The organism is Spirochaeta dissipatitropha (genome assembly GCF_054657935.1).
Genome location: NZ_BAAHXT010000003.1, coordinates 143032 through 168254, shown reverse-complemented (window position 1 = coordinate 168254; position 25223 = coordinate 143032). Strand labels below are relative to the sequence as shown.

Sequence of the window (25223 nt, the reverse complement as noted above, 5' to 3'; positions counted from 1 at the left end):
AAATGGATCGAAATCGACAATTAATCACCGGACTGGGTGTAGCTCTGTTTTTGACATGTGTAGTATTAATTGGAACGTATTGGTTCTATCCGCGCCAGCAGGCTGCGGAAAGTGCCCTCGCGGCACGCGCAATGGATTTTGACCCCTTTGCCGAACTGGAAGCGCGCCAAAGACCTTCAATCAATGAGGTTCCTTTCGGTGAAGATCTCGAAGCTGATCAGCCTGGAGATCAGGCTCAGGACAAAGCTCAGGACCAGGCTATCAGGCAGGAGCTTCATGAAGACGGGATAACAATAGTCTTTGGGATCCGTGACGATGACTCCCTGAGCCGGGCTGCCAGACAGCGTCCTTCGGGTGTGTCGGCAGATGCTGCTGCCTATGAACAGATGCCGGAAAGCGATGAACCTGCTGCGGCCCTGGATCATACCAGCGATCGAATCAGCACAGAAACCCCGGTGCAGGATGCCCGGGTCAGTCAGACCGCTTCGAGCAGGGATCGTACAACCGCAGAAAGCACAGCTGCTGCACCAAAATCTACCACCACAACTGCGACAGCAACAGCTACTGCTACTGCAGCTGCAACCGCAGCAAGACCGTCAACCTCCGGATCCACAACAGGCAGACAGCCATCCGCCCCAAGCCGAGCAGAACAGGAGTTCTGGATTCAGATTTTCTCCGGCAGGAGCCGGGGTGGCGCAGATGCAGCCAGGGAAAAATTCTATGAGGAAACCTCCATGCATCCGCTTATGACTACGATTGACCATGAGGGCCAGATATTCTATCGGCTCAGGGTCGGTCCCTATATTGACCGCAGAGATGCCGAGCAGTTACTGGCTGGTTTATCTTCGGGAAGTTTCGGAGAGTCCTACATTTCTATTGTATATAATTAAGGCCGATAATAGTCAGGTCGGCCGCAGCTTTTCCATTGCGCAATCCAAGCAGCTCAATCAGCTTCTGGCGGTGGTTGCCGAAATGATCCTGTGCAAGTTCGGATATTGTCTTCAGAAAAGCCTCGTTTGCAGTTTCCGCCTCAGGCCGCAGGCTATGGGCATGCTGCATCGCAGCCCTGTTACATAGATACAGCGATTCTCCTGCCTCAACCTGAAACATGCATGTCTTGTCTGCAGCCGGTATGATTTCCTTTGCCTGTCCGTTGGATATCCGGAACAATCCGCAACCAGAAACCAGGGCCTGGATTCCGGCGTCCTTCAAGACCAGGACCAGCAGATTACTCTCTGTATGCAAGCGGCTGGTCACCTCGTTAAGGCTTTCCTTGAGTCTGGTTAATGTGTCTGCATTGTCCATGTAAGCAAGGCCTGAACGCAGCAGACTTAGAGTCTGCATTGCCATCATAGCTCCGGGAACTCCGCTGACTGCTGAGTCTCCGACTACCAGGCTTCTGGTGCTGTCGATACTGCTGAACTGATAGAAATTCCCTCCGATTATATCGCTGGTGTAATGAAGCAGATAGCTCTTCGTAAAAATTTTCTGCAGATCGGACTCCTCCTGCAGATTCGCTTTTTGTATCATCTGCGCATAGCTTATGCTTTCTTCAAGCTCCTGCGTGCGTTCCTGCAGTTCTCTGGTTCTGTCAGCAGCCATAATCTCAAGCTCACCTGAATATGCCTTCAGTCTGGCGCTGAGTTCCTGAACCTGGTTCAATGAAAAGGAAAACCGTGAGGCAATATAGTAGGCCTGGAAACACACAAAAGACAGAATTCCAACCGGTGAGAGGTACAGGGATTCAATAATATTTTCGCTGTAGAGCATATCATTCAGCCCGGCGAGTCCGAGTATCATTATACTGATCAGAAAGGTTGTGCTGCCGGGGCGTCCTTTCCTCATGGCCCGTACAAGCAGCCAGCTGCCGTATGCCAGGGCTGCTATTGTGATGGGGTGATACCATCCAAGCATATGAGTGATAAACGGCATATCTGTCAGGAATGTAACGAGCGTGAAAATAAGACCGGCTGCGGTGAACACACGGAAAACGGCAGGCTTCGCCTCTTCCTCAAATAGATTATGCAGGAAATACAGGACTGCCGGCGGTATCAGATAATAGCTGCTGAACCAGATTCTGGCGTACAGGAGAAACGGAAACTGCATAATTCCAAGCATTATCCGTTCACCCTCCAGCATTCCCCTGGCCGCGAAGACGGCACAAACGAGTGCAAAACTGAGCGGGAGAACCTGGTCACGACGGGACAGATACAGAATGAGGTGATACAGGCTGATGAGCAGCAAGGCACCAGCGATCAGGCTTTCTATAGCTATAGATCTGTGACGAAGATACATCGCGTTTTCGTTTGTGCCAATGAGAACAGGCCGTCTCCGTCCACCCTCACGATCAAGGAAATTCGCTGCATGCAGAACAATATCCAGCTCTTCTGCACCTCCCCGGTAATAACTGTTGGTCTGTGGAATAAGCTGCGGGTTTGTTGATTCTCTGTCTGTACCCGGGGATCCTGCGCGGCTCACCAGCTGACCATTGACATACATGGCAAAAGAAGTGCTCATCTCAAGTACTCGTATTCCGATTACTTCCGGCCAGGTTTCATTCAACTTCACTCTCAGGCGAAAGCTGGCATAGCCCTCAGCTGGCAGCGGGCCTTCAGGATGATCAACTGTATTCCATAGTGCAGGTTGGTAGACAAATACCGGCTCGCTGGAGGTAATACTATTGCCTGACATTCTGATTTCTGCAGAGGGCTCAATGAATTCCATCCAGTACATTTCCCATTCACCTCTCAGGTCAAGCATACCGTCCTGCTGGGGGTTCCAGCTGCCGGCGTCCAGAACGCCTTGTACTGCTTCCGGAGCTTCTGCGGAGCTGCATGAAATTAACATGAAGAGGGTCAGGATAAAGGCGGCAGCAGGCATGTATGTTTTTGCTGTTAAGCCGAGGAGCATCGCTTATACCTCCAGTTGAAGTGTGTGGGCCAGTGTTTGTATGGTATGTGCTTCTATCTGAATTATCTCGATCGGCTTCATTCGTCCTTTGACATACAGAGGAGTGCGGGGAAGCTCGTAAATACAGGGCTGATCTTCCTGCAGACCAGCTTCATCCAGGCAGGAACGGCTGATCATAATGCCTCCCGGCAGGGCATGAGTCTGCAGTCTGGCAGCTATGTTTACATTATCTCCCATATAGGTGTTGTCCTTGCGCCGCTGACCACCTACATTCCCGATTATTACACTGCCTGAATTGATGCCGATCCGGAGACCGAGATGCTGCATACTGTTTACCATGAACTGAATTCTGATTGCTGTCTCGAGGGCTGAACGGGCATCGAGGTAGACTGCAAAGATTGAGTCACCGATAAACTTATCAATGTCGCCTCCGCTCTGATGAATAAGCTCGACAACCGGTTGAAAAATAGTATTCAGGCTCTGCATGACCTCCTGCGGATTTCTCCGTTCACTGAAACGGGTAAAATCCACAACATCCAGGAACATGCAGACGCGATGTACTTCTTCATTGGGTATTTCGAGGTTCGGTGTGTGCGAATTCAGGTCGGCTTTTTCCCAGGTGTTTCTGGGGATATATTGCTGAATAATATTCTGGAGATTCTGATTCTTCTCGTTTTCATAGCGCAGGGCATCGTTTGTTTCCGAGAGCTGTCTCTGCAGTCTATCGCTGATTCTCATCAGCTTCCGGCTCTGTCTCAGCAGCTTGTGATAATGCCGTGATAGATTTTCCAGCTCATTCCGGTATTCGCTGCTGTCCTCCGGTTCCGTTTCAGCGAGGAAGTTCTGGGCATGTGAAAGAATGCGTTCCTCGTTATCAAAACCGGATTCGGCCACAATCTACTCCTCTAGCTCTCGTATCAGAAATGGGATCGACAGGTCTTCGCTGAACTCCTCTGCCAGTTCGACAGAGCTGTCATTTTCGGGATCGTACAGCCATTCTATCGTGATTCTATGACCAGCGCTATAAGATTCCTCTAGTAAATCAATAAAATCCATGAGGCATTTAGAGGAGGATGTGTTGAGATAATCAAGATTGAGCAGTACCCTGCATTCTCCATTGAGCGTTCGCAGATATTCTTCTATCCAGATGAACACCGGTTCGAAGAACTGGAATGAATTTTCAGGGTACGACTGGCCGCTGATTTTCAGAATTCCGGTGTCTGGTTTGAAATCAATTTCCGGTGATGATTTTGTTGACTCTATGAATAAAGCTTCCATGAATAAGCCTCCGTGCTGTTACAGTTGTACGCTGAGCGAAAAAAAATCATATGATGCGTCTACAGATGTAATGCTGTAGACGAGCTGTCTGTTTGCCTTCCGGGCCATGTCGATAAAGCCGAGCCCGGCGCTTGCGTTTCCCCGCTCGGAGCGAATAGTTTCCTTGTATAACTGTTTGAGTTCATCCTTGTTCATGGCCTGTATTTTTTTCAGCCGTTCTTCCAGGTCTTCACGATGACCTTTCAGTATTCTGTTCCCGGATTTTACGAAAAAACCATCCTCATTTCTTCCAATCACTACAATGCCGGATCGTTCGGCAGCCGCATCATGAAGCGAATCAAGGTAACGTTTGACGTTCTGACTCTGTTCAATAAAAACGGCAAAGACGTTTCTGAACACCGAGCGTGGTTCTTTTTTGTTATCCATGCTCTCGAGATAATTCTGGATCGCCTTCCCCAGCTCCTCAATCAGTTCCTGATGGAATGGACCACTGAAACAGAAGAGAATCATGCTTTCTCCGAGTAGTTCGTTCAGCTGAGGCAGTTGTGTGTCCTTCATGTGTAATTCCTGCTTTTTTTACCGTAGTTTCATCTATACCGTAGTCTATCCGATGGGATTGTGCAAATTCGAGCTGGCAATTACTACCCGATTTCTACCTTTCTTTTTGGCGGCGTAAAGTGCCTTGTCGGCATTCTGCAGCACCTGCTGGGGATTGGCTGATTTGCTGTTTGATTCAGATACTCCGATGCTGACTGTAATCACAATGCCCTCATGCTTCCCGGTTTCGGTCCTGATTTCTCTGTTTCTGGGAGATTTCCAGGTCCTGGTTGAGCGCTTGGTGAAGGGATCTTTTTCAATCTGTCTTCGAATGCTGTCACAGCAGGCAGCTGCGGCTTTGCTGTCCTTTCCAGGGAAAATGATGGTAAATTCCTCGCCTCCATATCGGTATACACGACCCCCGCCTTCGACTTTCAGAAGCTGGACTGCGGTCTTTTTCAGGGCCTGGTCACCTATCCTGTGGCCGTAGGTATCGTTGAATTGCTTGAAATGGTCGATATCCACCATTGCAATTGAATACTTCTGTCGCAATCGCTGGAGCTGCTCCTCGAGTGCTCTACGGTTGGGAACGGTGGTCAATTCATCCAGGTATGCCATGCTGTGGGCATGCTGGATCAGACCCGTAACAAGCACGGTTCCGGAAGCAGCAAGCCAGACAAGTGCTATGGAACTGTTCTCCATGTAGATAAGCGCAGTTTCAAGCGCAAGATAAGTACCGATCCAGGCAACCGAGAGTTGGGTGTCGGTGCGATGAACCGGTACTGCAAGAATAATACAGACAAAACCAAGAACCCCGATTAATGCACTAAGGTCGGTCATCGGAAGCAATGAGAGAGGTACCGGTAGAAAATTGAGGCTGTGTACACTCCGGATAAACCCCTGCAGCCAGTCGTAATGCTGGGTTCCCCAGGAAAGCAGCCAGATCAGTGCTATGAGCAGGATCCAGATCAGACTGACTCCGCCCAGAATGCGTCGTTTCGGAGAGAGAGCAATCAGAACGATGTACACAGGTACAGTGAGTCTCAGCAGATCAAATACAGCGCTGTTCGAGAAATCTGTGAAGAAGGCGATTTGCGGTGAGTGAAATACCAGAACCAGTATAAGAATGATCAATGATGCAAAGAAGGGCCGGCTGCGGTGAAACCAGGCGCTCATCATGATCCCGGCACTGCTGACAATAATAGATATGAATTGAACCGCTGATATCAGAGGAGGACCGAGTTGTCCGCTAAACGAAATCGAAGCCACCACTGTTATGAGAATCAGTAGAAGAGAAGGAAAAATATTTTTTAGATACACCACAATAAGAATAATAAGGATTTACACTGAAATTTCAAGCGCAGGAAATCGATATATATGGAATTTGATCAGGCTTCCTGAATTCCGGTTCTGGGAATAATTCTGGTTTGGGCAACTGAAACACCGGAGATTACTATGGCCATGCCGACCCAGACGCGGAGGACAAATGGATCCCCGAGAAAGAATATCGAGAAAAGGGTAGTAAAGACGGGAATGAGATTGGCAAAGGCATTTGCCCTGCCTGCACCAGCCTTCCGTATTCCATTGCTGAGCAGTACGAATGCTATGGTGGAAGGAAATACCGAAAGGAGAAGCAGCATCTGCCAGGACGTCGGGCTCGCAAGCAACAGATCAGCAGGTCTTTCAAAAAACAGGAAAAAAGGAAGAACCATAGGAATGCCCAGCAGGTTCTGCATTCTTACGATGGTAAATGCATCATATTTCTGCGGAACCCGTCGGACTGCTACGGCATATCCGGCAGCAGCGGCCACAGCAGTGAACAACAGGACTATTCCTGCGGGATCAACATAATCCCCTGAGCCGTCAAGACTGATCACAGCCACTCCGGCAACCGAGAGCAGCAATCCGACTACATTAAGTCTGGTAAGTTTTTCCCTGAGTATCGGGCCGGCTATCATGGGTGTGACGACCGGAATCGTACCGATAATTATAGCAGTGACGGATGGGGAGACCCTGCTTAGTCCGAAATTTTCCGCCATAAAATAGAGAAACGGCTGGAACAGGGCTACAAGCAGGAATGCCGGGAGGTGTCGTTTTTCTACAACTGATCTTCTGTTGCGTGTGCTGACTGCATGGATCAGATGCAGCAGTATGCTTGAGATGCTTATTCTTACAAGCAGTATGCTGATTGGCCCGAGCTCCTGCAGTACAAGGCTGGTGAGAATGAATGAAAATCCGTAAAAAAACATGGCGGCTACCAGACCCAGGTAGACCGCCATAAGTGATTTCTGCAAGGTTTCCTGCTTATTCGAGATCAAGCAGTTCGATTTCAAATACCAGATAGGCATTCGGAGGAATTACACCGCCGGCACCCTGACTTCCATAGGCCAGTGATGGAGGTATAACAGAAGTTCGTTTTTCTCCCACACGCATATCCCGCACACTCAGATCGAAGCCGGGAATGATCTGGCCGCCCTGAATCTGGAACTTGAGTGGTTCCCGTTCCAGAGAGCTGTCAAAAACCTGACCGTTCACAAATGAGCCGGTGTAGTGAATGCTGACAGTCTCGCCGGCTTCGGGTTTGGGTCCGCTGCCTTCCTGCTCAATCCGGTACCGTATGCCCTGCTCACCATCCTGCAGATCAGCGAAGCGTTGATTTATTTCTTCCTGCTGCTTCTCTGCCGCGCGGGCTGCTTCTGCTTCGGCAGCTTCCTGCATGCCTGCCAGATGACGATCGAAGTCTTCCTGGCTGGCGGTGAAAGCCTCGGCATCTGTACCGACACGGAGAATGCTGAGAGTCTCAATGCTGTCACCCTGCTGGATGGCATTTACCACATCCTGTCCGACAACAACCTGACCGAAAACGGTGTGGCGTCCGTCGAGCCACGGGGTCGGTTCATGGGTAATGAAAAACTGACTGCCATTGGTTCCCGGTCCGGCATTCGCCATGGAGAGTATACCTGCGGTATCGTGACGGAGCTCGGAGCGTATTTCGTCGGGAAAGCGGTAGCCCGGGCCGCCGCTTCCGGTACCCTGCGGGTCGCCACCCTGGATCATAAAATTATCTATAACACGGTGGAAGCTAAGACCATCGTAGAACGGTCCATCCCCGCGGGAATTGCTTATTGTTCCTTCTGCCAAACCTACAAAGTTGGTTACGGTCAGAGGTGTTTTTTCGAATTCAAGGTTAAGCAGAATGCTCCCCTTGCTGGTCTGCATAAGGGCATAAAGCCCTTCTTCCATTGTGTGGTCAATTGTTGACCCGCTGGCAGTCGTTAATTGCACTGCATCTCCTTGTGATGAAACGCGGCTTGCCTGCACAGAGTTTGATTCCTCTGCCGAGGTGCATGCCGCCAGTGCTGTGATTATCACAGCACTGATTAGTAGTGTTCGTATACGCATAGCGTTCCCTTGTTTTTTCAGACTTTGATAACCCTGACAGAGATTATTCCATCAATGGCCTTCAGTGTCTCAAGAATATCATTTCCAGGTTCTTTGTCAACATCTATAATGTTGTAGGCAATTTCACCTCGGTGGCGGTTCATCATGTCTTCGATGTTGATTCCGGCATCTGCCAGGGCAGTAGTAATCTGACCGACCATTTTCGGCACGTTTTTATTGCTTACAGTCAGTCGGATATTACCGCTCATCGGCATGGAGCAGGCAGGGAAATTTACTGAGTTGATTATGTTTCCGTTTCTCAGGAAATCATCCATCTGATTGGCTGCCATAATAGCACAGTTTTCCTCTGACTCAGGGGTTGAAGCTCCGAGATGAGGAATTGCAATAACATCATCCCGACCCAGCAGACCAGCATCCGGAAAATCAGTTACATAGGCATAAGCCTTGCCACTGTCGAGTGCCTTCAGCATAGCTGCATCGTCAACCAGACCACCGCGGGCAAAGTTGAGAATCCGTACTCCGTCCTTCATTTTTGCCAGACTTTCGCTGTTGATCATGTGCTTGGTGTGTTCATTCTGGGGAACATGGAGTGTGAGATAGTCGGCCTGTTGCAGTACCTGGTCCATGTTGGCTGCTTTTTCAACGGCTGAAGACATTCCCCAGGCTGATTCAACAGAAAGATAGGGGTCGAAACCCACAACGCGCATACCGAGTGCGGTAGCGGCGTTGGCTACCAGGACTCCAATAGCTCCGAGGCCGATTACACCGAGGGTTTTTCCGGCAATTTCCGGTCCGGCGAAGTTTGATTTTTCACTTTCAATCAGTTTCGGGACATCATCACCTTTGTCCTTGATGCTTTGTGCCCATGCAAGTGCTGGATATACCCTGCGTGAGGAGAGGAGCATACCGGCAATCACAAGTTCCTTCACACCGTTGGCATTTGCTCCAGGAGTGTTGAAAACCACAATGCCTCGTTCGGTACAGTTGTCTACCGGAACGTTATTGTAGCCAGCCCCGGCACGAGCGATCCCGAGTACCGAATCAGAAATTTCATCCGGCTGCAGTTTGTGACTGCGCAGGATAATACCCTCGGCATCAGTTGCGTTCTCGTCGATGGTGTAGCCCTTCGCGCTGAGAATATCCAGACCCTGGCTGGATATTTTGTTAAAGGTTTTAATCGTGCTCATAAACTCTCCTCCAATATATTGGTATATGCAGTTTCCTGAATGGCTCAAGGCTATATTACAGTTATACCTTGGTCAAGCAATACGGCTGCTAATAGTTAATAAATTATCGACTCATCAGCAGTTCGGGCCGGAATTCAAAATGAAAGCTATCGTAGTGGTACCATCTTCCGCCCCAGATAAATCCCTCATTCTCGAAAATTTCAACAATTTCCAGGGGGAGTCTGATTCTGTAGCGGTATTCCGCATCCCAGCGCCAGTAATCACCAAGGGCAGGATTTATATCGATTGCAATGCCGTAGGAGTGCATGCTCAGGCGCTCTGTCCCGGCTATTCTCCGCCAGTACCAGGTTCCGGCAGGAGGAAGCAGGTAGGGCAGGTATTCCTCCGGCAGCTGTTCGAGCCGGTTTGAGATCCGACGAAGGCGCTCGGGAATATCGAAGGCGGAATGAACCTGCAGCGGCGTGCCTGCATCGGGATGCCCGGCATTCGGCATCCAGTAGATTTCTTCGAGCTGTTCTTCTATTTCAATGCGGCTTCTTCCATACAAAGCACGGAAAAATCCTTCGTGGCGGATTCGTCCGGGATCAAAATTCTCCGGCGGCGGCTGTGAAGTCCTGCTGCCGGATGTATTTCCGACAGCAGGATAGCTGTAAAGAAACATATCCTTCAGATTGGGACGGGCCAGGAGATCCTCATATGATTCATGTTCGATACCCTCGTCCCATGGAATAAAGGTATTGTCGGGGAACAGAACTCCCCATTGCTCCGGGCGCTTCACAATTTCAAAAGCTCCCGGATAGGCCTGTGTAAGCAGCTGAAGATTATCCGGTGCGTCCTTGTACGTCCTGTTCTCTGTGCTGTCAGCAGACAGCTGGCTGCTGACAAGAAGCAGCAGCCAGAATATCAGAAACCGGTCAGCCACTGACCGCAGACCCGAAAACATGATTATTCTGTTTCAGTTCCGGAATCTTTTACAGGAATCCGCTGTAATCCCAGGTCCTGCAGCTGTATTTCATCGATCGGCCCCGGGCAGTCGTCCATCGGACTTATTCCCTGGGTGTTTTTCGGAAAGGCAATGACTTCGCGGATAGTAGGTGCTCCGCACATAATCATGAGCAGTCGATCCAGACCCGGCGCAATGCCTCCGTGCGGCGGTGCCCCGTACCTGAAAGCCTTGAGCAGAAAGCCGAAACGCTGTTCAGCCTCTTCACGGGGGAATCCTACTATCTGGAAAATTCTCTGCTGAAGCTCGGGATCGTGCACACGGATTGATCCCGATGCCATTTCGTATCCATTACAGACAAGGTCATAGAGATCACCCTTGACGGCGCCTGGATCGCTTTCCATGCTGTCGATGTATTCGGCACGGGGCATGGTGAACATGTGGTGTGCAGGTTCCCATTTCTCGAGTTCATCATCCCAGTCGAAGAGCGGGAAGTCTACAACCCAGGCAAAGGCGAATTTCGAACGGTCGATAAGGTCCAGTTGAGTGCCCAGCTTTGATCGGACTGCACCCAGGGCAGTACAGCTGACCTTCCAGCTGTCGGCAACAAACAGCAGCAGGTCACCGGTCTTTGCACCCAGTGCTTCCTTGATTTCTGCAGTTTTACTGCTGAAGAATTTTCCGATGCCGCTCTCGAGGCTGTCATCCTGAACCTTTGCAAAGGCCAGGCCCTTGGCATGGTAGGTTTTGGCTACATCCTCAAGCTCGGTAATCTGTTTCCGGCTGAATTCTGCTCCACCAGGAACGACCATAGCCTTTATCGATCCTCCGTTTTCCAGGGTGCCTTCGAATACACCGAAACCGCTACCCGGGACAAAGGTGGAGAAGTCCTGGAGTTCCAGATCAAAGCGCAGATCAGGTTTGTCCGAACCGAAGCGGTTCATGGCTTCATGGTAACTGAGTCGGGGAAACTGTGCAGGAAGTTCTACATCCAGACAGGTCCGGAACACATGCCCCATCATTCCTTCGGTAACCTGGAACACATCCTCCCGGCTGACAAAACTCATTTCCATATCAATCTGGGTATGTTCAGGCTGACGGTCACCCCGGGCATCCTCATCACGGAAACAGTGTGCCAGCTGAAAGTAGCGATCGAATCCGGATACCATGAGGAGCTGCTTGTAGAGCTGAGGACTCTGCGGCAGGGCATAGAAGCGGCCGGGATTCAGTCTGGAGGGAACCAGAAAGTCACGGGCACCCTCAGGTGTGGATTTGATCATTGTCGGAGTTTCAATCTCCATGAATCCCTGTGTCTGCAGATATTCACGTATGCTGAATGATACCCGGCTGCGCAGGGCAATTCGTTTCTGCATTCCGGCACTTCTCAGGTCCAGGTAGCGGAACTGAAGGCGCAGATCTTCTCTGGCTGAGGATTCATCCTCAATCATAAAAGGGAGAACCTCACAGCGTGAAAGAATCTGGATCCGGGCGGCTGAGAGCTCGATCTGGCCGGTCGGCATATCGTTGTTGATCATATTGTCAGGGCGCAGGCGGACAAGACCGGTGACCGAAATGCAGTATTCAAGCTTCAGACCTTCGGCAATTGAGCGCACTTCATCTCCAGCATCCTGGTCAACCACAACCTGGGTGATTCCATAGCGATCCCGGATATTAATGAAATGAATGCCGCCATGGTCTCTGGTCCGGTGAACCCAGCCGTTCAGTGTTACAGTCTGATCTTTATACTCGGGGTTTAGTTCCCCGCAGTTCATTGTTCGCTTCATGTATTCCATACCCTGAATGTACAGGAAATTCAGCCGTTTTGAACAGTAAGCAGGTAAGCTGTTTGCGTAAATCAGTGTTTTCGGTATATTCTTCTGGTATGTCAACAGAGAATATAGATAATAAAACGCTGGAAGAGCAGCACCTGGCTCAGGTAACCGAATTGATTTTAGCTGCCAAGCAGAAGGCAATGGATGAGAACGGGGGTGAGCTTGAACAGCGCGCGCCGAGTTCACTTGAATGGCCTCTGCAGTGTACCGTTGGCCCGGGGCTCGAAGGGGCAATCGCCTGTGAGACCAAGATCGGCTATGTAAACGGTGCTCAGGGTATGCTTTACTACCGGGGTTATAATATTTTTGACCTCTGTGCATATTCATCGTACGAGGAGACCGCATATCTGCTACTGCACGGGAAATTACCTTCAGCTGTCGAGCTTCGGAAGTTCGGCCGTATATTACGCAGGGAAATGCATATTCCTACAACTCAGCGACTGCTGCTTACCTTTCCGGTCGAGGAAATGGGGCCGATGGCTGCCCTGCGTTTAGGCACAAACCTGATGCGTCAGAAGCAGACTTATCGCGACCAGGATGCCGAATACTATTCGAATGAAAACATTGCCTCCGATGAAGATTCTATCGCGATGGAAACGAAGCCCACTGGGTCAAAAAAATCCCGATTTGAATTCCTGAAAAAAGTCATGAACCGTCCTGATGATATCGCTAAAAGCCTGGTTAGTGCTGAGGAGATCGAGAGTTGTTATAAACTTCTCGGCGGTGTCTGCAGTATTGCAGCAACAATCGGCCGGATCAGAACCGGACATATGCCGCTGGAACCGCTGAAGGATCTAAGTTTTGCCGGAAACTATCTGTACATGCTCACCGGAAAGCGACCGAGCAGGCTTGAAGAGAGGATTATGGACATCAGTCTGATTCTTCATGCCGATCATGGTATGAACGCCAGTACATTTGCCTCTCTGGTGGTGGCCTCAACCCTTTCGGATATATATTTTGCGATCGGTTCCGGGATTGCTGCCCTGAGTGGTCCACTGCATGGCGGAGCAAATGTCGATGTTGTTCACATGCTTGAGGAAATCGGATCAGCGGAGAATGCCAGGTCCTGGTACAAGAAGGCTCGTGCCGATGGGAAGAAGGTGAGTGGATTCGGGCACAGGGTCTATAAATCCTATGATCCGAGGGCCCGCATTCTTGGTCCTCTGGCTGGTCTTCTTGCAGAGGAAAACGAGAATCTCAGCCAGAGTTATGCGACTGCAAAAGCCCTGGAGAAAGAGGTGATTGAAACACTCGGCAGCCAGAAAGGTATTTACCCGAACGTTGACTTCTATTCCGGCATTGTGTATCAGAGTATGGGAATCCCAACTGATTTATATACCACTATTTTTGCTGTGTCGCGTGTTGCCGGCTGGACCTCACGCGTTCTTGAGTACCTGCAGCATAACCGGATTTTCCGTCCCCGGGCATATTACACCGGCACCCTTGACGAGCAGTATGTTCCAATCGAGGAACGCTGAAGATTCCAGGTTTCATTTTAGATATAAGGTCGATAAACTGCTCGTTGCAAAAAAAAAAGCCGGCCTTATGCCGGCTTTTATCACCGTCTCCCGGAGCACACATGGTGGCGGGAAGATCGGTCAATTTTTTTTCGGGGCCTCACGGACCCACTTTTCGGTACTTCATGCCGACATCAATATGTCAGCTGAAGCTGTAAGGCGGTTCAGTTGCTCCATTAGCCATGACGAACTCCTTGATTCAAGTATAAGTTCGGTCATGGCTATTGTCAAACAAATGATGCAGCAACTTTCTCCTTATGAATGTGCTTTGGCAAATGCATCCATGAACGCTGCGAGCTTTTCGGCACCTTCAATAGGCATTGCATTGTAGATAGATGCGCGGCATCCACCGACAGAGCGATGTCCCTTCAGGCCGATCATACCTTCTGCTTTGGCTTCGGAAATGAACTGTGCTTCGAGTTCCTCAGTCGGGAGACGGAAAACAACATTCATGTTCGAGCGAACCTTTTCATCTACCGGACAGCTGTAAAAATCACCGTGAGCAGCGATTGCATTGTAGACCGTAGCAGCCTTCCTTTCGTTGAGCTTTTCGACTCCGCTGAGGCCGCCGTTTTCCTTGACCCACTTCAGTACCTCGCCCATGGCCCAGATTGCAAATACCGGTGGGGTATTGTAGAGAGACCCGGCTTCGCTGTGGCTCTTGTAGTTGAGGTAGGCAGGCAGACTGTCAGGACATTTCTCGAGCAGTGCCTTGCTGATAATTACCAGGGTTACACCGGCTGGGCCGAGGTTTTTCTGGGCTCCAGCATAGATCATGCCGAACTTCTCGACTGGCAGGGGGCGGCTCATGATGTCACTGGATGCATCAGCGATCAGGGGAACATCTCCGGTATCCGGGAATGTTTTCCACTGTACACCGCCGATTGTTTCATTGCTTGTAATGTGCAGATAGGATGCCCCGGGGGTACACTTCACCGTTTCAGGCAGAGTAGTGTAGGAACTATCCTTGCCGTCGAAGATAATGTTGACCTTCCCGACTTTCGCAGAATCGGCAATCGCCTTTTTGGCCCATGATCCGCTGTGAACAGCATCACAGCTGCCTCCCGGCTGCATGAAATTGAGCGGTATCATTCCGAATTGCAGTGTAGCACCGCCTTGAAGGAGCAGGACCTCATGGCTGTCCGGAACCTGCAGCAATTCTTTTACCAGAGATACAGTGCCGGAATGTACAGCATCGTACTCAGGGCTGCGGTGACTGGCTTCGACAAGGGACAAGCCCATTCCCTGGTAATCTACCAGATCGTCTCGTAATGTCTCCAGCACGCTCACAGGAAGCGTTGATGGACCGGCGGAAAAATTAAATTTGCGCATATCAGCCTTCTCCTTATGAATATCTTTTTATCGAATTATTGTCGATTGGTCAAACCCGCAGAGCGTTATTTCCGGAATATGTGATGGCTGATGCACTAATCAATAGTACTGTAAACAGGTTTATCTGACTCAGCCGGGTGGCCATGACATTTTTCTTCCACCAAGAATGTGGGCATGAAGATATTCAACTGTCTGCAGGGCATCCTTTCCGGTGTTGAACACGACCCTATAGCCATTGTCTTCAAGACCGAGTTCTTTTGCTGTCAGTGATACCCCAGCCATGAATTTCCCGATCGCTTCGGCCTCGTCGGCATGTAGATCTGCAATACTTGTCCATCGTTTTTTTGGTACCACCAATACATGCACCGGTGCTTGTGGGTTGATGTCTCTGAAGGCAAGTACATCATCGTTCTCGAATATCTTCTCGCAAGGAATCTCTCCTGCCAGAATTCTGTCAAAAATTGTATCCATTGCTGACCCTCCATTTTCATGCCTTCTTCCTGGCAGTATACAATCTTGTGTTTTAGTATTCAATGAATTAGGCTGTACCTATGAAGATAGCTGTAGTCATGTGTCTGTGCTTGTGCCAGAGTCTCTGCCTGTCTGCGCTGGATGCTTCGGAGGATGAACTGGACGGATCGGTATATTTTGATTACTTCCAGTCGGCACCATATGACTGGTACTCCGAGGATGGTGATCCTTTGCTTGAGCTTGAATCTGCTCTTTCTCAGCTGGAAATACTCGAGATCGGAGGGCTGGGGGACTGGCGCTTACCCGAGGAAGATGAGCTGCTGCAGATGTTTGAAAATCGTCATGAGCTGTCCGGTCTGACGGTTCCCGGCTTCTACTGGTCAGCAAGCCGGCTTTCTGTGGGTATGAGGGTTGTTGATTTCTTTTCCGGGTATAAAGCCGAGAGCAGACCGGGTGATCGGCATCGTGTGCGCCCGGTCCGTTCCCTGACTCAGGATTGAATAAGCTTGCGGTGCGGAAATGGAATCTCGATATCTTCCTTATCGAAGCGTTCCTTGAGCATTCGCCGGTATTCCCTGCCGACCGCCCACTGCTGAATCGGTCTGGTCTTGATTCGTGCGCGGATTACCAGCGCACTGTCGGCGAAATCATTAAGTCCCTGAACTTCAATTGGTGCAATTATTTTATCACCCCATTCAGGCAGCGCCTGTAGTTCATCCCCGACTTCCTGCATGACCTGCATAACCCTGCGCACGTCTTCCTTGTATGCAACCCCGATGTCCAGCACAATAGCCGACCATTCCTTGGTCATGTTTGAAAGACTGTTTATTTTTCCGTTCTGGAATACATGCACCACCCCCGATGCATCGCGAAGACACGTTGTACGCAGTTCGATTTTTTCAACAACACCGCCGGTACCATTAATTACGGCGACATCACCGGTACGGATCTGATTTTCAAGAAGAATAAAGAATCCGCTGATTACATCCCTTACCAGCTCCTGTGCGCCAAAACCGATCGCCAGGCCGAGAATACCGGCACTTGCCAGAATCGGGCCTACGTTAACTCCGAAACGGGGTAGGAGGAGCATGAGCAGGAGAAACCACAGCAATATACGGACAGCTCCGCTGGCAATTGATATCAGTGTATTGATACGCTTGCCTGCTTCCTCGGTATCGGTGTCGGGGCTCAATTCGGCCCGCTGTAGTAGATAATTCCGGGTCTGGCGGAAAAAAGCTCCGACTGCCAGGCGGAGGATGAAAAATGACAGAATAAGCATGAGTGCTGCAGGCAGATCCCTCAGCACCCAGGTATTCAGGACTTCCGCATATCTGTATAGATAATTGTTCATGAATGACTGCATGAGCTTCAGTATAGTAAATGGCAGAGGGAATGTAAAACTACTGCCTGTTATTCTGTTTTGAAGTGAGCAGACAGGGTGAAGCAGGAGCCTTGTCCGTAGGTACTGTCAATTGAAATCTGCGCCCCCATTTTCTCTGCGAGTTGATGTGAGATTACCAGTCCTAATCCTGTGCCTCCGTACTTCCTGGTAGTTGAGCTGTCTGCCTGACTGAAGGCCTTGAACAGCCGCTTTTTCTGGTCGTCACTGATTCCGATACCGCTATCACATACAGTAAAGTCGATTTTAATCTCTGTGCTTTCTGTGTGTTCATACTTCAGTTTTAACTCAACAAAGCCCTTGTCGGTGAATTTCACAGCGTTCGATAGCAGATTGACCAGAATCTGTTTCAGCCGCACCGGATCGGTATAGATTATATCAGGCATTCCTTCAGGGATTTTTTTTACGATCTCGATTTTTTTTCCGTCGGCAGGAAATTTAATAATATCCAGGGAATCGTCCAGAATCTCGCTCAGCTTGCAGGCTTGAATTTCCAGTTCAAGCTGTCCTGCTTCAATTTTAGAAAAATCCAGAATGTCGGAAATAATCTCGAGCAGTAGTTTCCCGGAGGTATGGGCATGCCTGGCATAGGCTTCCTGTTCTGTGTCCAGGGGGCTTTCAAGGAGCAGGCCAGTAAAGCCGATTACGCCGTTCAGTGGGGTTCTGAGTTCATGACTCATGTTTGCCAGAAACTGTGATTTTGCGATGCTGGCAGCTTCTGCGTTTTCCTTGGAGTCCTTCAGATCCTGTATAGTGGTATTCAGTTGTTCCGACATCCAGATAAAAGTCCGGCCTAGAATACGGATTTCGCGGATCCAGCTCTGGACAGGAATGGTATCCGTGTACTGACCGGATGCAAGACTGTGGGCTGATCGGGTCAGTTCAGCAATCGGCGCATTGATCAGTTTGATAAGCTGCTGTGCAAGAATGAGAAGCAGTATCAGTATGACTGTCATTATGGTGAGCGCAAGCCGGTAGTTCTCCTGTACCTTCCGCATATAGCTGCTTTCAGGCACGACCGTGACAATGTACCAGTCCAGACCGCTTTCAGACTTGAAGCGGCTTGCAAGTGCCGTATGGACCTCGCCGTCCAGAGAAAATGAAAGCTGATAATACTCATTTCCGGAGTTCTGTTCCGCACCTCTGCTAAATTCTTCCATAAGGACGGCAGCAGTCCGGGCAGTGAGGCGATCGTTGCTGGCGGATGCGGCGAGGCGGATCCCTGTCTGTCCGCTGTCGCTTTGGCGGAAGGGGTTTTCCCCGCTTGATGATGAAATCATCAGGCCAGAGCGTTCCATAATAAAACTCTTTTCGGCTCTGTCGGCTGCAATGTCCGAAAGATAGCTGGTAATATGCGAAAAGAAAAGATCGACAGCCGTTACGCCAAGCAGGCTTCCGTCGCTGCTCCGTACAGCCTTACTGGCCGATACAGCCAGGTCCTGTCCGGTGAACAGGACATAGGGTTCGCTCCAGACAGTCCCGGTCTGCCCGAGGGCATCCTGGTACCAGGGGCGTTCACGCGCATCAAAATCGGGAATGGAAGAGACCAGCTGGGCAGGACGTCCTTCACTGTCAGTTGCATATTTGCTGAATCTACCGGCACTGAAATCCTCGGTCGTAATCTTGTAGAGGCTGCCGTCCAGGGCTTCACGCCCGGCATTGGTCAGACCACCTTCCGGGTTACCGAAATACATGCTGCTGACGCCGGGGAAAATCTGAATCAGCTCCCAGAAATAACTTCCAAGGCTTTCCTGGTCGTCATGGGGAATGTTTCCGCGCTGTATGGCTCCGGCAGTGGCTTCGTTTATTCTCGGCGGAAGTGAAAAGAAGCTGTCGAGATGTTCAATAATTCTTTGATTGACTTCTGCTTTCAGTGAATCTGCGATACTGGCAATAGAGTCCCGGCTGGCAGTATATGACAGCGAACCCATAACAATAATGACTGCAGCAACCAGAAGGATGATCAGACCCGTCAACAGACTGCGGAGTGATAGTACGGGTGCTGCTCTCATTTTACCTCCATCATTATTCAGTGATTTAAATGATAGTCTTTGTGGAATCTCAAGTAAAGTCCCGGAGTAAATCTTCGAGCAGAATAGAGTGCTGCTGCTGTACTGATTCATCCGCAGCGAATGCCATTATATGACTGAGGGCTGATTCCCTCGCGGATGTTGTCAGCGGAGCGCCAGCGAGAACCTTGACCCAGTTTTCCACAATAGCAGTGTCGGCTTCGCTGTGACCGATAAAATCGCTGTGTACCGGAAGCTCTTCGGTCTGTCCGCTGTGGTGATGATGGATGCTGATTGATGAGCCACTTCCGAACTTGCCTCTGAGACTGGCCAGGCTGCCGTCTATTCTGATGCTGCGGCCCTCCTCATGGCTAAGTCCATGAAGCCGGAAGACAGCAGTTGCGCCGGAGGCAAAGTCGATAAGGGTTTCCTGGTGTTCAGGCTGATTTCCGCCGGTTTTCCAGGCACAAACCCCGTATGGTCCTTCCCTGAGCGCGCGGCTTATTCCTTCATGACTGAGATCATCACTGATGGTGCTGGTCGGCCATTCCTTCCAGATATGGTAGTTCTTCAATCCGGGGATTTTCCGGCTTATTGCCGGATGTTTCAGACTGAATCCTGCAGCCGCCCCGAGGAAGCCTGGGCTCCGCGACAGTGCCTGTTTGAGAGGAATGCCGTGGAGATAGGTCCGTTCCGCTTCGTAGGGGCAGCTGTCGGCATAACGGCAGCCGTCGGTGCAGCGTCCTGCGGATCCAGGAGGTGCTGCCTGCTCTATGAACAGGCGACGCTGTGCACTGCTTGAAATACGGGTAGGAGGACTGTCCATGAGCCACTGTATAATATCCAGGTCGTGGCAGCTTTTGGCCAGAATCAGCGGGGAAGAACTTTCTGAGTCCCTCCAGTTACCCCGGACGTAGGAATGAACGAAATGATACCATGCAACATTTTCTGCATAATACATGCTCGCGATCTGTCCGAGTATGCCAGAATCAACCACCGATTTCAGGGTCTGAAAGAAGGGACTGTAGCGCAGTACATGGCAGATGCTCAAGCTTCCTTTGGAGGCATCTGCTGCTTCGCAGATTTTCCGGATATCCTCTCTGCGCACCGCCATTGGTTTTTCAAGCAGTATGTGCGTGTTCAGCTCGAGAAAGGCCAGCGCAGGTTCGACATGTTCGTGGTCTCCGGTGGCAAGTATCACAGCGTCGATATGGAGGCTGCCTCTGCGGCAGGCATCAGCTGCCTCTTTATAGTCGGAGAAACAATGGTCTGCGGGTATATGGTGACGGGTAGCAAAGCTGCGGCGGCGCTGCTCGATTGGCTCGGCAACGGCACAGACTCTTGCTGGAGACTTGTGGCCTCCGGAGGCCTTGCCGAGCAAGGCATCGCTGTACACACGCCCCCTGTTTCCCGCGCCGACAAGCAGTATCTGTTTCTGTTCAGCTGTTGACTGCTGCATTTCTGAACTCTTCCAGCTCTCTGCTGATTTCTTTCTGGGGATAAAAGCGGAATACAAAGAAACCGATGAGAACAAACAGTCCTCCAACCGGTCCGGTCAGCATGACTCCCAGCGGTTCAGCTGCATCCTTGCCGAAAAATGCGAACAGACTCGCGGTAATCGCCAGGGCAATGCCGTAATTGACCTTCATGAACAGGCCCTGGGTGCCGAAGAACATGGCTTCGCGGTTTATACCCCGTCTGAAGCTGTCGAGCTCGCTCAAGTCGGCTACTGCGGCATTCGGAATAACCAGCAGTATGGATACCGGAAAACCGAGAACAGCCATCTGCACCAGAGCAGCCGCTGAGGCATATTCACCGAAGGCCGGCACAAATATCGTGAACGTCATTCCGACCGAGAGGCTGAGCATGCCGGCCAGCATAAGCTGCTTGTTACTGAAGCGTCTGGAAAGCAGAGGAAGGAAGAAAAATACGATAAAGGCTGTTCCGAAGAGGGCTGCCATCAGCAGGGTCTGAAAGCCTGATTCTCTATTCAGCAGTACAATCGGATAATATGCGATTGCAGCTCTGATCATGTTGAAAGCGAACCAGTAGAGGATGGTGCCAATCATATAGATAATGAACCATCTGTTCTGCACAGTCATTTTTATTGATTCCATGAGCTTCACATTGGCAGGTTTTCCCCGTGAGTAGCGTTTTTCATTTACCGGGAGACCGGAGGTAAACATGGAGACCGCAGCGATAAGTGCGAGAATCAGCATGCTGAACTGGAAACTTCTGCTGACGCTCAAGCCTGCCGTCTGGAAGGCTTCCCAGATAATCGGGCTGACTATCATGACGATTATTGCACCGACCAGGGTGAAAACGGCCTGCATTACAGTGAGATTGACCCGGTCGGCGTTGTTGCGGCTGAGTTCGGGTATGAGCGCCAGGCTTGGTGCCATGAACCAGGTATAGAAAAAGAAAAACAGACCAAGCAGCAGGGCGGTGTACCAGGCATTGGCGGTGCTGATTCCAGTGGTCGGCTGGAAGAACAGCAGTGCCCCGGTGAGTGCAAATGGGATAGACCCGGTCAGAATAAAGAATTTCCGCCGTCCGATTCTGAAAGTGGCATTGTCACTGAGCCAGGCAATAAAGGGATCGGCCAGAGAATCGATGATTCTGCCGAATAGATTGATGATCCCGATAATGGTAATGCCGAACAACAAGGGTCTGTTGTCGATGAGCTCCGGCATTCCCAGTTCTTTCGGGGGCAGCAGAAAGAATACGAGGTACACCCCGTATATATTGTCCATAATCGAAAAGCCGAGTGTACCATTGGCATACACGAGCTGGCGCCAGCGAGGAAAACGTTCCATTGTGCCCCCTGAATGTGTCTTCTCACAGGCTATGCCTGCCTTGAGCTATTGTCAAGAAAGATTGATCTTTCCCACTGTATTGCTTCAATTATATATAATCAGTACTGTATCTCAATGGAAAATCAAAAAGCCCAGGCAGCAGCTGCCCGGAATGAAAAGCTTGGCAGCCTGCCCATAGGGCCGCTCCTGATGAAACTCTCGATACCGGCCATGGTCGGTATGTTTGTCAATGCACTGTACAATCTCGTGGATACCATTTTTGTCGGGCACGCAGTCGGTGCTGCCGGAATTGGCGGTTTGGCAATTGCCTTCCCCTTCCAGATTTTTCTTTTTGCCATTGCAACCATGATCGGGGTTGGATCGGCTTCTGTGGTGAGTCGGGCACTCGGAGCTGGAGATGACGAAAAGGCATCGCGTGCTTCAGGCAACGCCCTGGCTGTAGGTGCGGTAACCGGCATTCTGGTGCTGGTCTCGGCCTGGTTTGGGCTGGATCACATTCTTGTCGCATTCGGTGCAACCGAAAGTCTGCTTCCCTATGCCAGGGATTATCTGCAGATTGTATTGCTCGGTTCACCGTTTCTGATTGTTGTGGTCACGGCGAACAACCTGATCCGCAGTGAGGGACATGCCAAGTCCGCTATGCTTTCTATGCTGATTGGTGCCGGAGCCAACCTGATTCTGGATCCGATCTTTATTTTTGGATTCGGAATGGGAGTTCGTGGCGCTGCTCTGGCAACGGTGCTGGGCTTTATCCTTTCGTTTTTGTTTGTACTCGTCTATTATATAAGCGGTCGAAGCAGCGTGCATCTGCATCTCAGGAGCTATATGCCTGAGCGTGCGCTGATTCGGGAAATACTGGTGCTTGGCTTTCCGAATTTCGTGAAGCAGGTCGGAGGCAGTATACTGGCAGTTGTTCTGAATAATGTCCTCCGCGTCTATGGCGGTGATATTGCGATCTCGGTTTTTGGAATAATCAACCGGGTCATGATGTTCTCGATCATGCCGATGTTCGGTATCGTCCAGGGTTTTCAGCCTGTAGCCGGATTTAATTATGGCGCAGGTAACTATGCCAGGGTCGATGAGGCGGTGAAGAAGGCATCACTGGCAACAATCGGTTTTACCCTGATTGCGTCGCTTTTCATGCTGCTGTTTCCGCAGTGGATTATGCGGGCCTTTGGAAACGACCCCGAGATGATCGCCATGGGGGCTTCTGCCTTGAGAATTGTGGTTCTGGTTCTGCCGATTATCGGTCTGCAGCTGGTCGGGGCAGCGCTGTTCATGGCAATAGGCAAGGCTCTGCCGGCATTCTTTCTTTCGATATCCCGGCAGATCCTGTTTCTGATTCCTCTGGTGCTGATTTTTCCGATGTTCTGGGGGCTGAGCGGTATCTGGTTCGCCTTTCCGGTGGCGGATATTCTGGCCAGCAGCATAACCGTTCTTTGCGTGCGCCATGAGCTGGGTAAGATGAAGCAGCTGGGAGTGCAGCCGCTGCAGGCTTAGAATCGGCTCAGATTATGCCCAGGTCAGGCGCTGACAAACTGCTGTATGTAGTTCTGATGCACTGGAAGCTGAAGGGCATTCGGACGCAGCTTCCTGATTTTTTCGGCTGCTTCTTCCAGTTTCCATCCCGCAAGCAGCAGAATGCGGGCCGCAACAAGGCCCGTTCTCCCGGTCCCGCCCTTGCAGTGAATACTTACACCTTCGTTACTGTCCAGAATCAGTTTGATTTGCGGCCAGACAGCCATGAATGCCGGTTCGAAGTCCGATTCCGGGGCATGATCATCTTCTATGGGGAGATGCAGCCACTGCATGTTGAAGCGTGCGCAGAGAATCCGCATCTGGTTCAGTCCGTTCTGTTCAAGCTCTTCCCATGGCATGAGAGAGATCACCATGCGGCTGCCGGCAGCAGAGAGCTGGTCCAGGCTGCTTTCCAGATTGATGCCCTTGCTGCCCGGGCAGGGTGTGAGCAGCAGAAATCCGTTTTGTTTTGTATTGCCGTTTTCCGACAGTTCAAGTTTCCAGAATGGGTGTTGATTCATGCCCCTTAATATACGCAGCCCCGGGACATGAATCAATCTATTTCTCTCTATATATTAGCTGGCCTACATGCTGGTAATCTGCTCATGCTTCCAGTTCAGGTATTCTTCAATGACTGTGTATGGCGAGTCCGGACGTCTGATGGATGGATCTTCGGCGCTCATGCCGTGTTCGGTTTCCCAGGCAGCCTGCCAGTCGTCGGCTATGCCATTGCGGTCTGTGTCAGTCGGGGCTGGTAAGACCTCGTGGACTGGATATCCGCCGGCCTCGGAAGGGGTGTTGATCCAGCCGGCTGCACCGCTGCCTGTTCTGTTGTTCGGTCCTTTTTTGTCACGGACTTCCTGGTTTACCCTGGCATCCACCGCGTCGCGGGGCCAGGCACCGCCGATGTTCAGAACCAGCTCATAGGCTGCAGCTGCAGTAATCGGATCCGGGGTGAACTCGGTTTCGAACTCTTCAGTGGCTGCGTACTCGTGCTGAATCTCGATTGTCAGTGAGCCGTAGTCAACGTTGCCATAAGCGAAACCCGGCACATTGCCATCCAGGGCATTGCCGCGGAAGTGTCCCCTGGCATTTTCTGCCCGCTCCTGAAAAATGACGGTGCTACTGCTGGTCATCGGGCCGCGTTTATAGGCATTGTTGATAAAATTGTAGTAACTAATCGCACCATTGCTGTCATGGTTGTAGCCGGCCCGGCTGCCGCCCCAGTTGTAGAACACATTGTTGCGGAAATCGCTCACACCGCCAAGGGGATCAACATCGGGAGTATTGTAGTTACCCGGTCTCGGTGAGCGTCCGCTGTGGTGTGCCCAGAGATTCTGGATGAAGCTGTAGCGTGAACCATGCTCCATTCTGATGAGTGAACCATAGCCGTGTATACCTTTGTCATGACTTGATTCATAGAGGCTCTCGGTAATAAAGCTGTTCTGCACGGTAACATCACCGGCACGAACAACAGACAAGGTCTCGTCTATTGCCCAGCTGGCGGAAACATGGTCGAGAATTACTTTGTGACCGCGTACTTCAATGGCATCTGGTTCATCGCTGTGATCGGCGACCCTGTCGTCTCCGGTGCGTACACGCAAATGGCGCACTATGACATGGTCAGCACGAATGGCTAATACATGATTTTTAAGGGTAATTCCACCAGGCGAGGTCTGCCCTGCTATGGTCAGATAGTCATTGTCGACTCGCAGAGGAGAATCAAGTTCGATTATTCCCGAGACCTCGAAGACCACTATGCGCGGACCTTCTGATTCGACTGCTTCCCGCAGGCTTCCCGGGCCTGAGTCGTTCAGGTTCGTGACTATATATATGTCACCACCACGGCCGCCTTGTGCGTCGGCGGCAAAACCCATTGCGCCGGGGAATGCAATCGATGCAGCTTCAACCACTGTAACGCTTACTTCTGTATGGTCTGTTTCCAGCTCTGTCTGATCCAGGGGTTGTATACAACCGGTAAATATCAACAGCAGGCTTAATAACAAATATTTCATGAATAATTCCTTTCAAGGGCCTCTGAATGAGGCCTGTATTGATCGATTCATTCTATA

22 protein-coding genes are annotated in these 25223 nt (G+C 50.7%); 4 read left to right on the top strand and 18 right to left on the bottom strand.

Features of this window, described 5'->3' with window-relative positions; genetic code table 11:
* Positions 1–2: 2 nt before the first annotated feature.
* Entirely contained in the window at positions 3–890 is an 888-nt protein-coding gene (locus tag ACYQ2L_RS04365) for an SPOR domain-containing protein (protein WP_460051482.1), read from the top strand.
* Here ACYQ2L_RS04365 and ACYQ2L_RS04360 read toward each other — a convergent pair.
* From ACYQ2L_RS04360 to aspS, 10 genes are all read right to left on the bottom strand, one after another.
* Positions 874–2847 carry a 7TM diverse intracellular signaling domain-containing protein gene (locus tag ACYQ2L_RS04360; RefSeq protein WP_460051479.1) on the bottom strand — a complete coding sequence of 658 codons (1974 nt, stop codon included), beginning with the start codon at positions 2845–2847 and terminating at the stop codon, positions 874–876. The two genes, ACYQ2L_RS04365 and ACYQ2L_RS04360, sit on opposite strands and share 17 nt — an antisense overlap.
* A 66-nt stretch (positions 2848–2913) precedes the next feature.
* On the bottom strand, positions 2914–3804 hold the full coding sequence (locus ACYQ2L_RS04355) for an adenylate/guanylate cyclase domain-containing protein (protein ID WP_460051476.1): 891 nt from the start codon (positions 3802–3804) through the stop codon (positions 2914–2916).
* Between the two features lie 3 nt (positions 3805–3807).
* Positions 3808–4188 (bottom strand): DUF1987 domain-containing protein, encoded by a 381-nt coding sequence (locus ACYQ2L_RS04350; RefSeq protein ID WP_460051474.1) that lies wholly within the window; start codon positions 4186–4188, stop codon positions 3808–3810.
* An 18-nt stretch (positions 4189–4206) separates the two neighbouring features.
* Positions 4207–4746 carry a SiaB family protein kinase gene (locus tag ACYQ2L_RS04345; protein WP_460051472.1) on the bottom strand — a complete coding sequence of 180 codons (540 nt, stop codon included), beginning with the start codon at positions 4744–4746 and terminating at the stop codon, positions 4207–4209.
* 45 nt (positions 4747–4791) lie between these two features.
* On the bottom strand, positions 4792–6048 hold the full coding sequence (locus ACYQ2L_RS04340) for a GGDEF domain-containing protein (RefSeq protein ID WP_460051470.1): 1257 nt from the start codon (positions 6046–6048) through the stop codon (positions 4792–4794).
* Positions 6049–6113: 65 nt separating this feature from the next.
* Positions 6114–7019, bottom strand: coding sequence for a DMT family transporter (locus ACYQ2L_RS04335; RefSeq protein ID WP_460051468.1), 906 nt, complete (start codon positions 7017–7019; stop codon positions 6114–6116).
* Between the two features lie 10 nt (positions 7020–7029).
* Complete coding sequence (locus ACYQ2L_RS04330; RefSeq protein ID WP_460051466.1) at positions 7030–8127, bottom strand: peptidylprolyl isomerase; 1098 nt, start codon at positions 8125–8127, stop codon at positions 7030–7032.
* Positions 8128–8144: 17 nt separating this feature from the next.
* Positions 8145–9314, bottom strand: a complete 1170-nt coding sequence (locus ACYQ2L_RS04325) for a phosphoglycerate dehydrogenase (RefSeq protein WP_460051464.1) — start codon at positions 9312–9314, stop codon at positions 8145–8147.
* Between the two features lie 103 nt (positions 9315–9417).
* Positions 9418–10257, bottom strand: a complete 840-nt coding sequence (locus ACYQ2L_RS04320; protein WP_460051461.1) for a M15 family metallopeptidase — start codon at positions 10255–10257, stop codon at positions 9418–9420.
* A gap of 2 nt (positions 10258–10259) precedes the next feature.
* Entirely contained in the window at positions 10260–12050 is a 1791-nt protein-coding gene (gene aspS, locus ACYQ2L_RS04315; protein ID WP_487247719.1) for an aspartate--tRNA ligase, read from the bottom strand.
* Positions 12051–12139: 89 nt separating this feature from the next.
* Between aspS and ACYQ2L_RS04310 the strand changes: the two genes are divergently transcribed.
* Positions 12140–13567, top strand: coding sequence for a citrate/2-methylcitrate synthase (locus tag ACYQ2L_RS04310; RefSeq protein WP_460051458.1), 1428 nt, complete (start codon positions 12140–12142; stop codon positions 13565–13567).
* Between the two features lie 294 nt (positions 13568–13861).
* Here the strand turns inward: ACYQ2L_RS04310 and serC are convergent, their stop codons facing one another.
* Complete coding sequence (gene serC, locus ACYQ2L_RS04305) at positions 13862–14938, bottom strand: 3-phosphoserine/phosphohydroxythreonine transaminase (protein ID WP_460051456.1); 1077 nt, start codon at positions 14936–14938, stop codon at positions 13862–13864.
* A 129-nt stretch (positions 14939–15067) separates the two neighbouring features.
* The gene (locus ACYQ2L_RS04300; protein WP_460051453.1) at positions 15068–15409 is read right to left on the bottom strand and encodes a histidine triad nucleotide-binding protein; all 342 of its coding nucleotides are present in this window, start codon (positions 15407–15409) and stop codon (positions 15068–15070) included.
* Between the two features lie 80 nt (positions 15410–15489).
* Between ACYQ2L_RS04300 and ACYQ2L_RS04295 the strand changes: the two genes are divergently transcribed.
* Positions 15490–15909: an Lcl C-terminal domain-containing protein gene (locus tag ACYQ2L_RS04295; protein ID WP_460051451.1), complete on the top strand. Its 420-nt coding sequence runs from the start codon at positions 15490–15492 to the stop codon at positions 15907–15909.
* Here the strand turns inward: ACYQ2L_RS04295 and ACYQ2L_RS04290 are convergent.
* From ACYQ2L_RS04290 to ACYQ2L_RS04275, 4 genes are read right to left on the bottom strand one after another with little or no spacing between them, the layout of a single operon-like run.
* Positions 15900–16772, bottom strand: a complete 873-nt coding sequence (locus ACYQ2L_RS04290; RefSeq protein ID WP_460051448.1) for a mechanosensitive ion channel family protein — start codon at positions 16770–16772, stop codon at positions 15900–15902. The two genes, ACYQ2L_RS04295 and ACYQ2L_RS04290, sit on opposite strands and share 10 nt — an antisense overlap.
* A 47-nt stretch (positions 16773–16819) precedes the next feature.
* Positions 16820–18820, bottom strand: a complete 2001-nt coding sequence (locus tag ACYQ2L_RS04285; protein ID WP_460051445.1) for an ATP-binding protein — start codon at positions 18818–18820, stop codon at positions 16820–16822.
* Positions 18821–18869: 49 nt separating this feature from the next.
* Positions 18870–20276 carry a Gfo/Idh/MocA family protein gene (locus ACYQ2L_RS04280; protein ID WP_460051443.1) on the bottom strand — a complete coding sequence of 469 codons (1407 nt, stop codon included), beginning with the start codon at positions 20274–20276 and terminating at the stop codon, positions 18870–18872.
* A complete protein-coding gene (locus ACYQ2L_RS04275; RefSeq protein ID WP_460051441.1) occupies positions 20257–21633 on the bottom strand; it encodes an MFS transporter in 1377 nt (458 codons plus the stop codon). Before ACYQ2L_RS04275 ends, ACYQ2L_RS04280 begins: the two co-directional genes overlap by 20 nt.
* A gap of 114 nt (positions 21634–21747) precedes the next feature.
* On the opposite strand from ACYQ2L_RS04275, the gene ACYQ2L_RS04270 reads away from it, so the two are divergent.
* Complete coding sequence (locus ACYQ2L_RS04270; RefSeq protein WP_460051438.1) at positions 21748–23133, top strand: MATE family efflux transporter; 1386 nt, start codon at positions 21748–21750, stop codon at positions 23131–23133.
* Positions 23134–23156: 23 nt separating this feature from the next.
* On the opposite strand, the gene ACYQ2L_RS04265 is transcribed toward ACYQ2L_RS04270, so the two are convergent.
* Positions 23157–23672 carry a phosphatase domain-containing putative toxin gene (locus ACYQ2L_RS04265; protein ID WP_460051436.1) on the bottom strand — a complete coding sequence of 172 codons (516 nt, stop codon included), beginning with the start codon at positions 23670–23672 and terminating at the stop codon, positions 23157–23159.
* 63 nt (positions 23673–23735) lie between these two features.
* Complete coding sequence (locus ACYQ2L_RS04260) at positions 23736–25166, bottom strand: pectate lyase family protein (protein WP_460051434.1); 1431 nt, start codon at positions 25164–25166, stop codon at positions 23736–23738.
* Between the last annotated feature and the right edge of the window lie 57 nt (positions 25167–25223).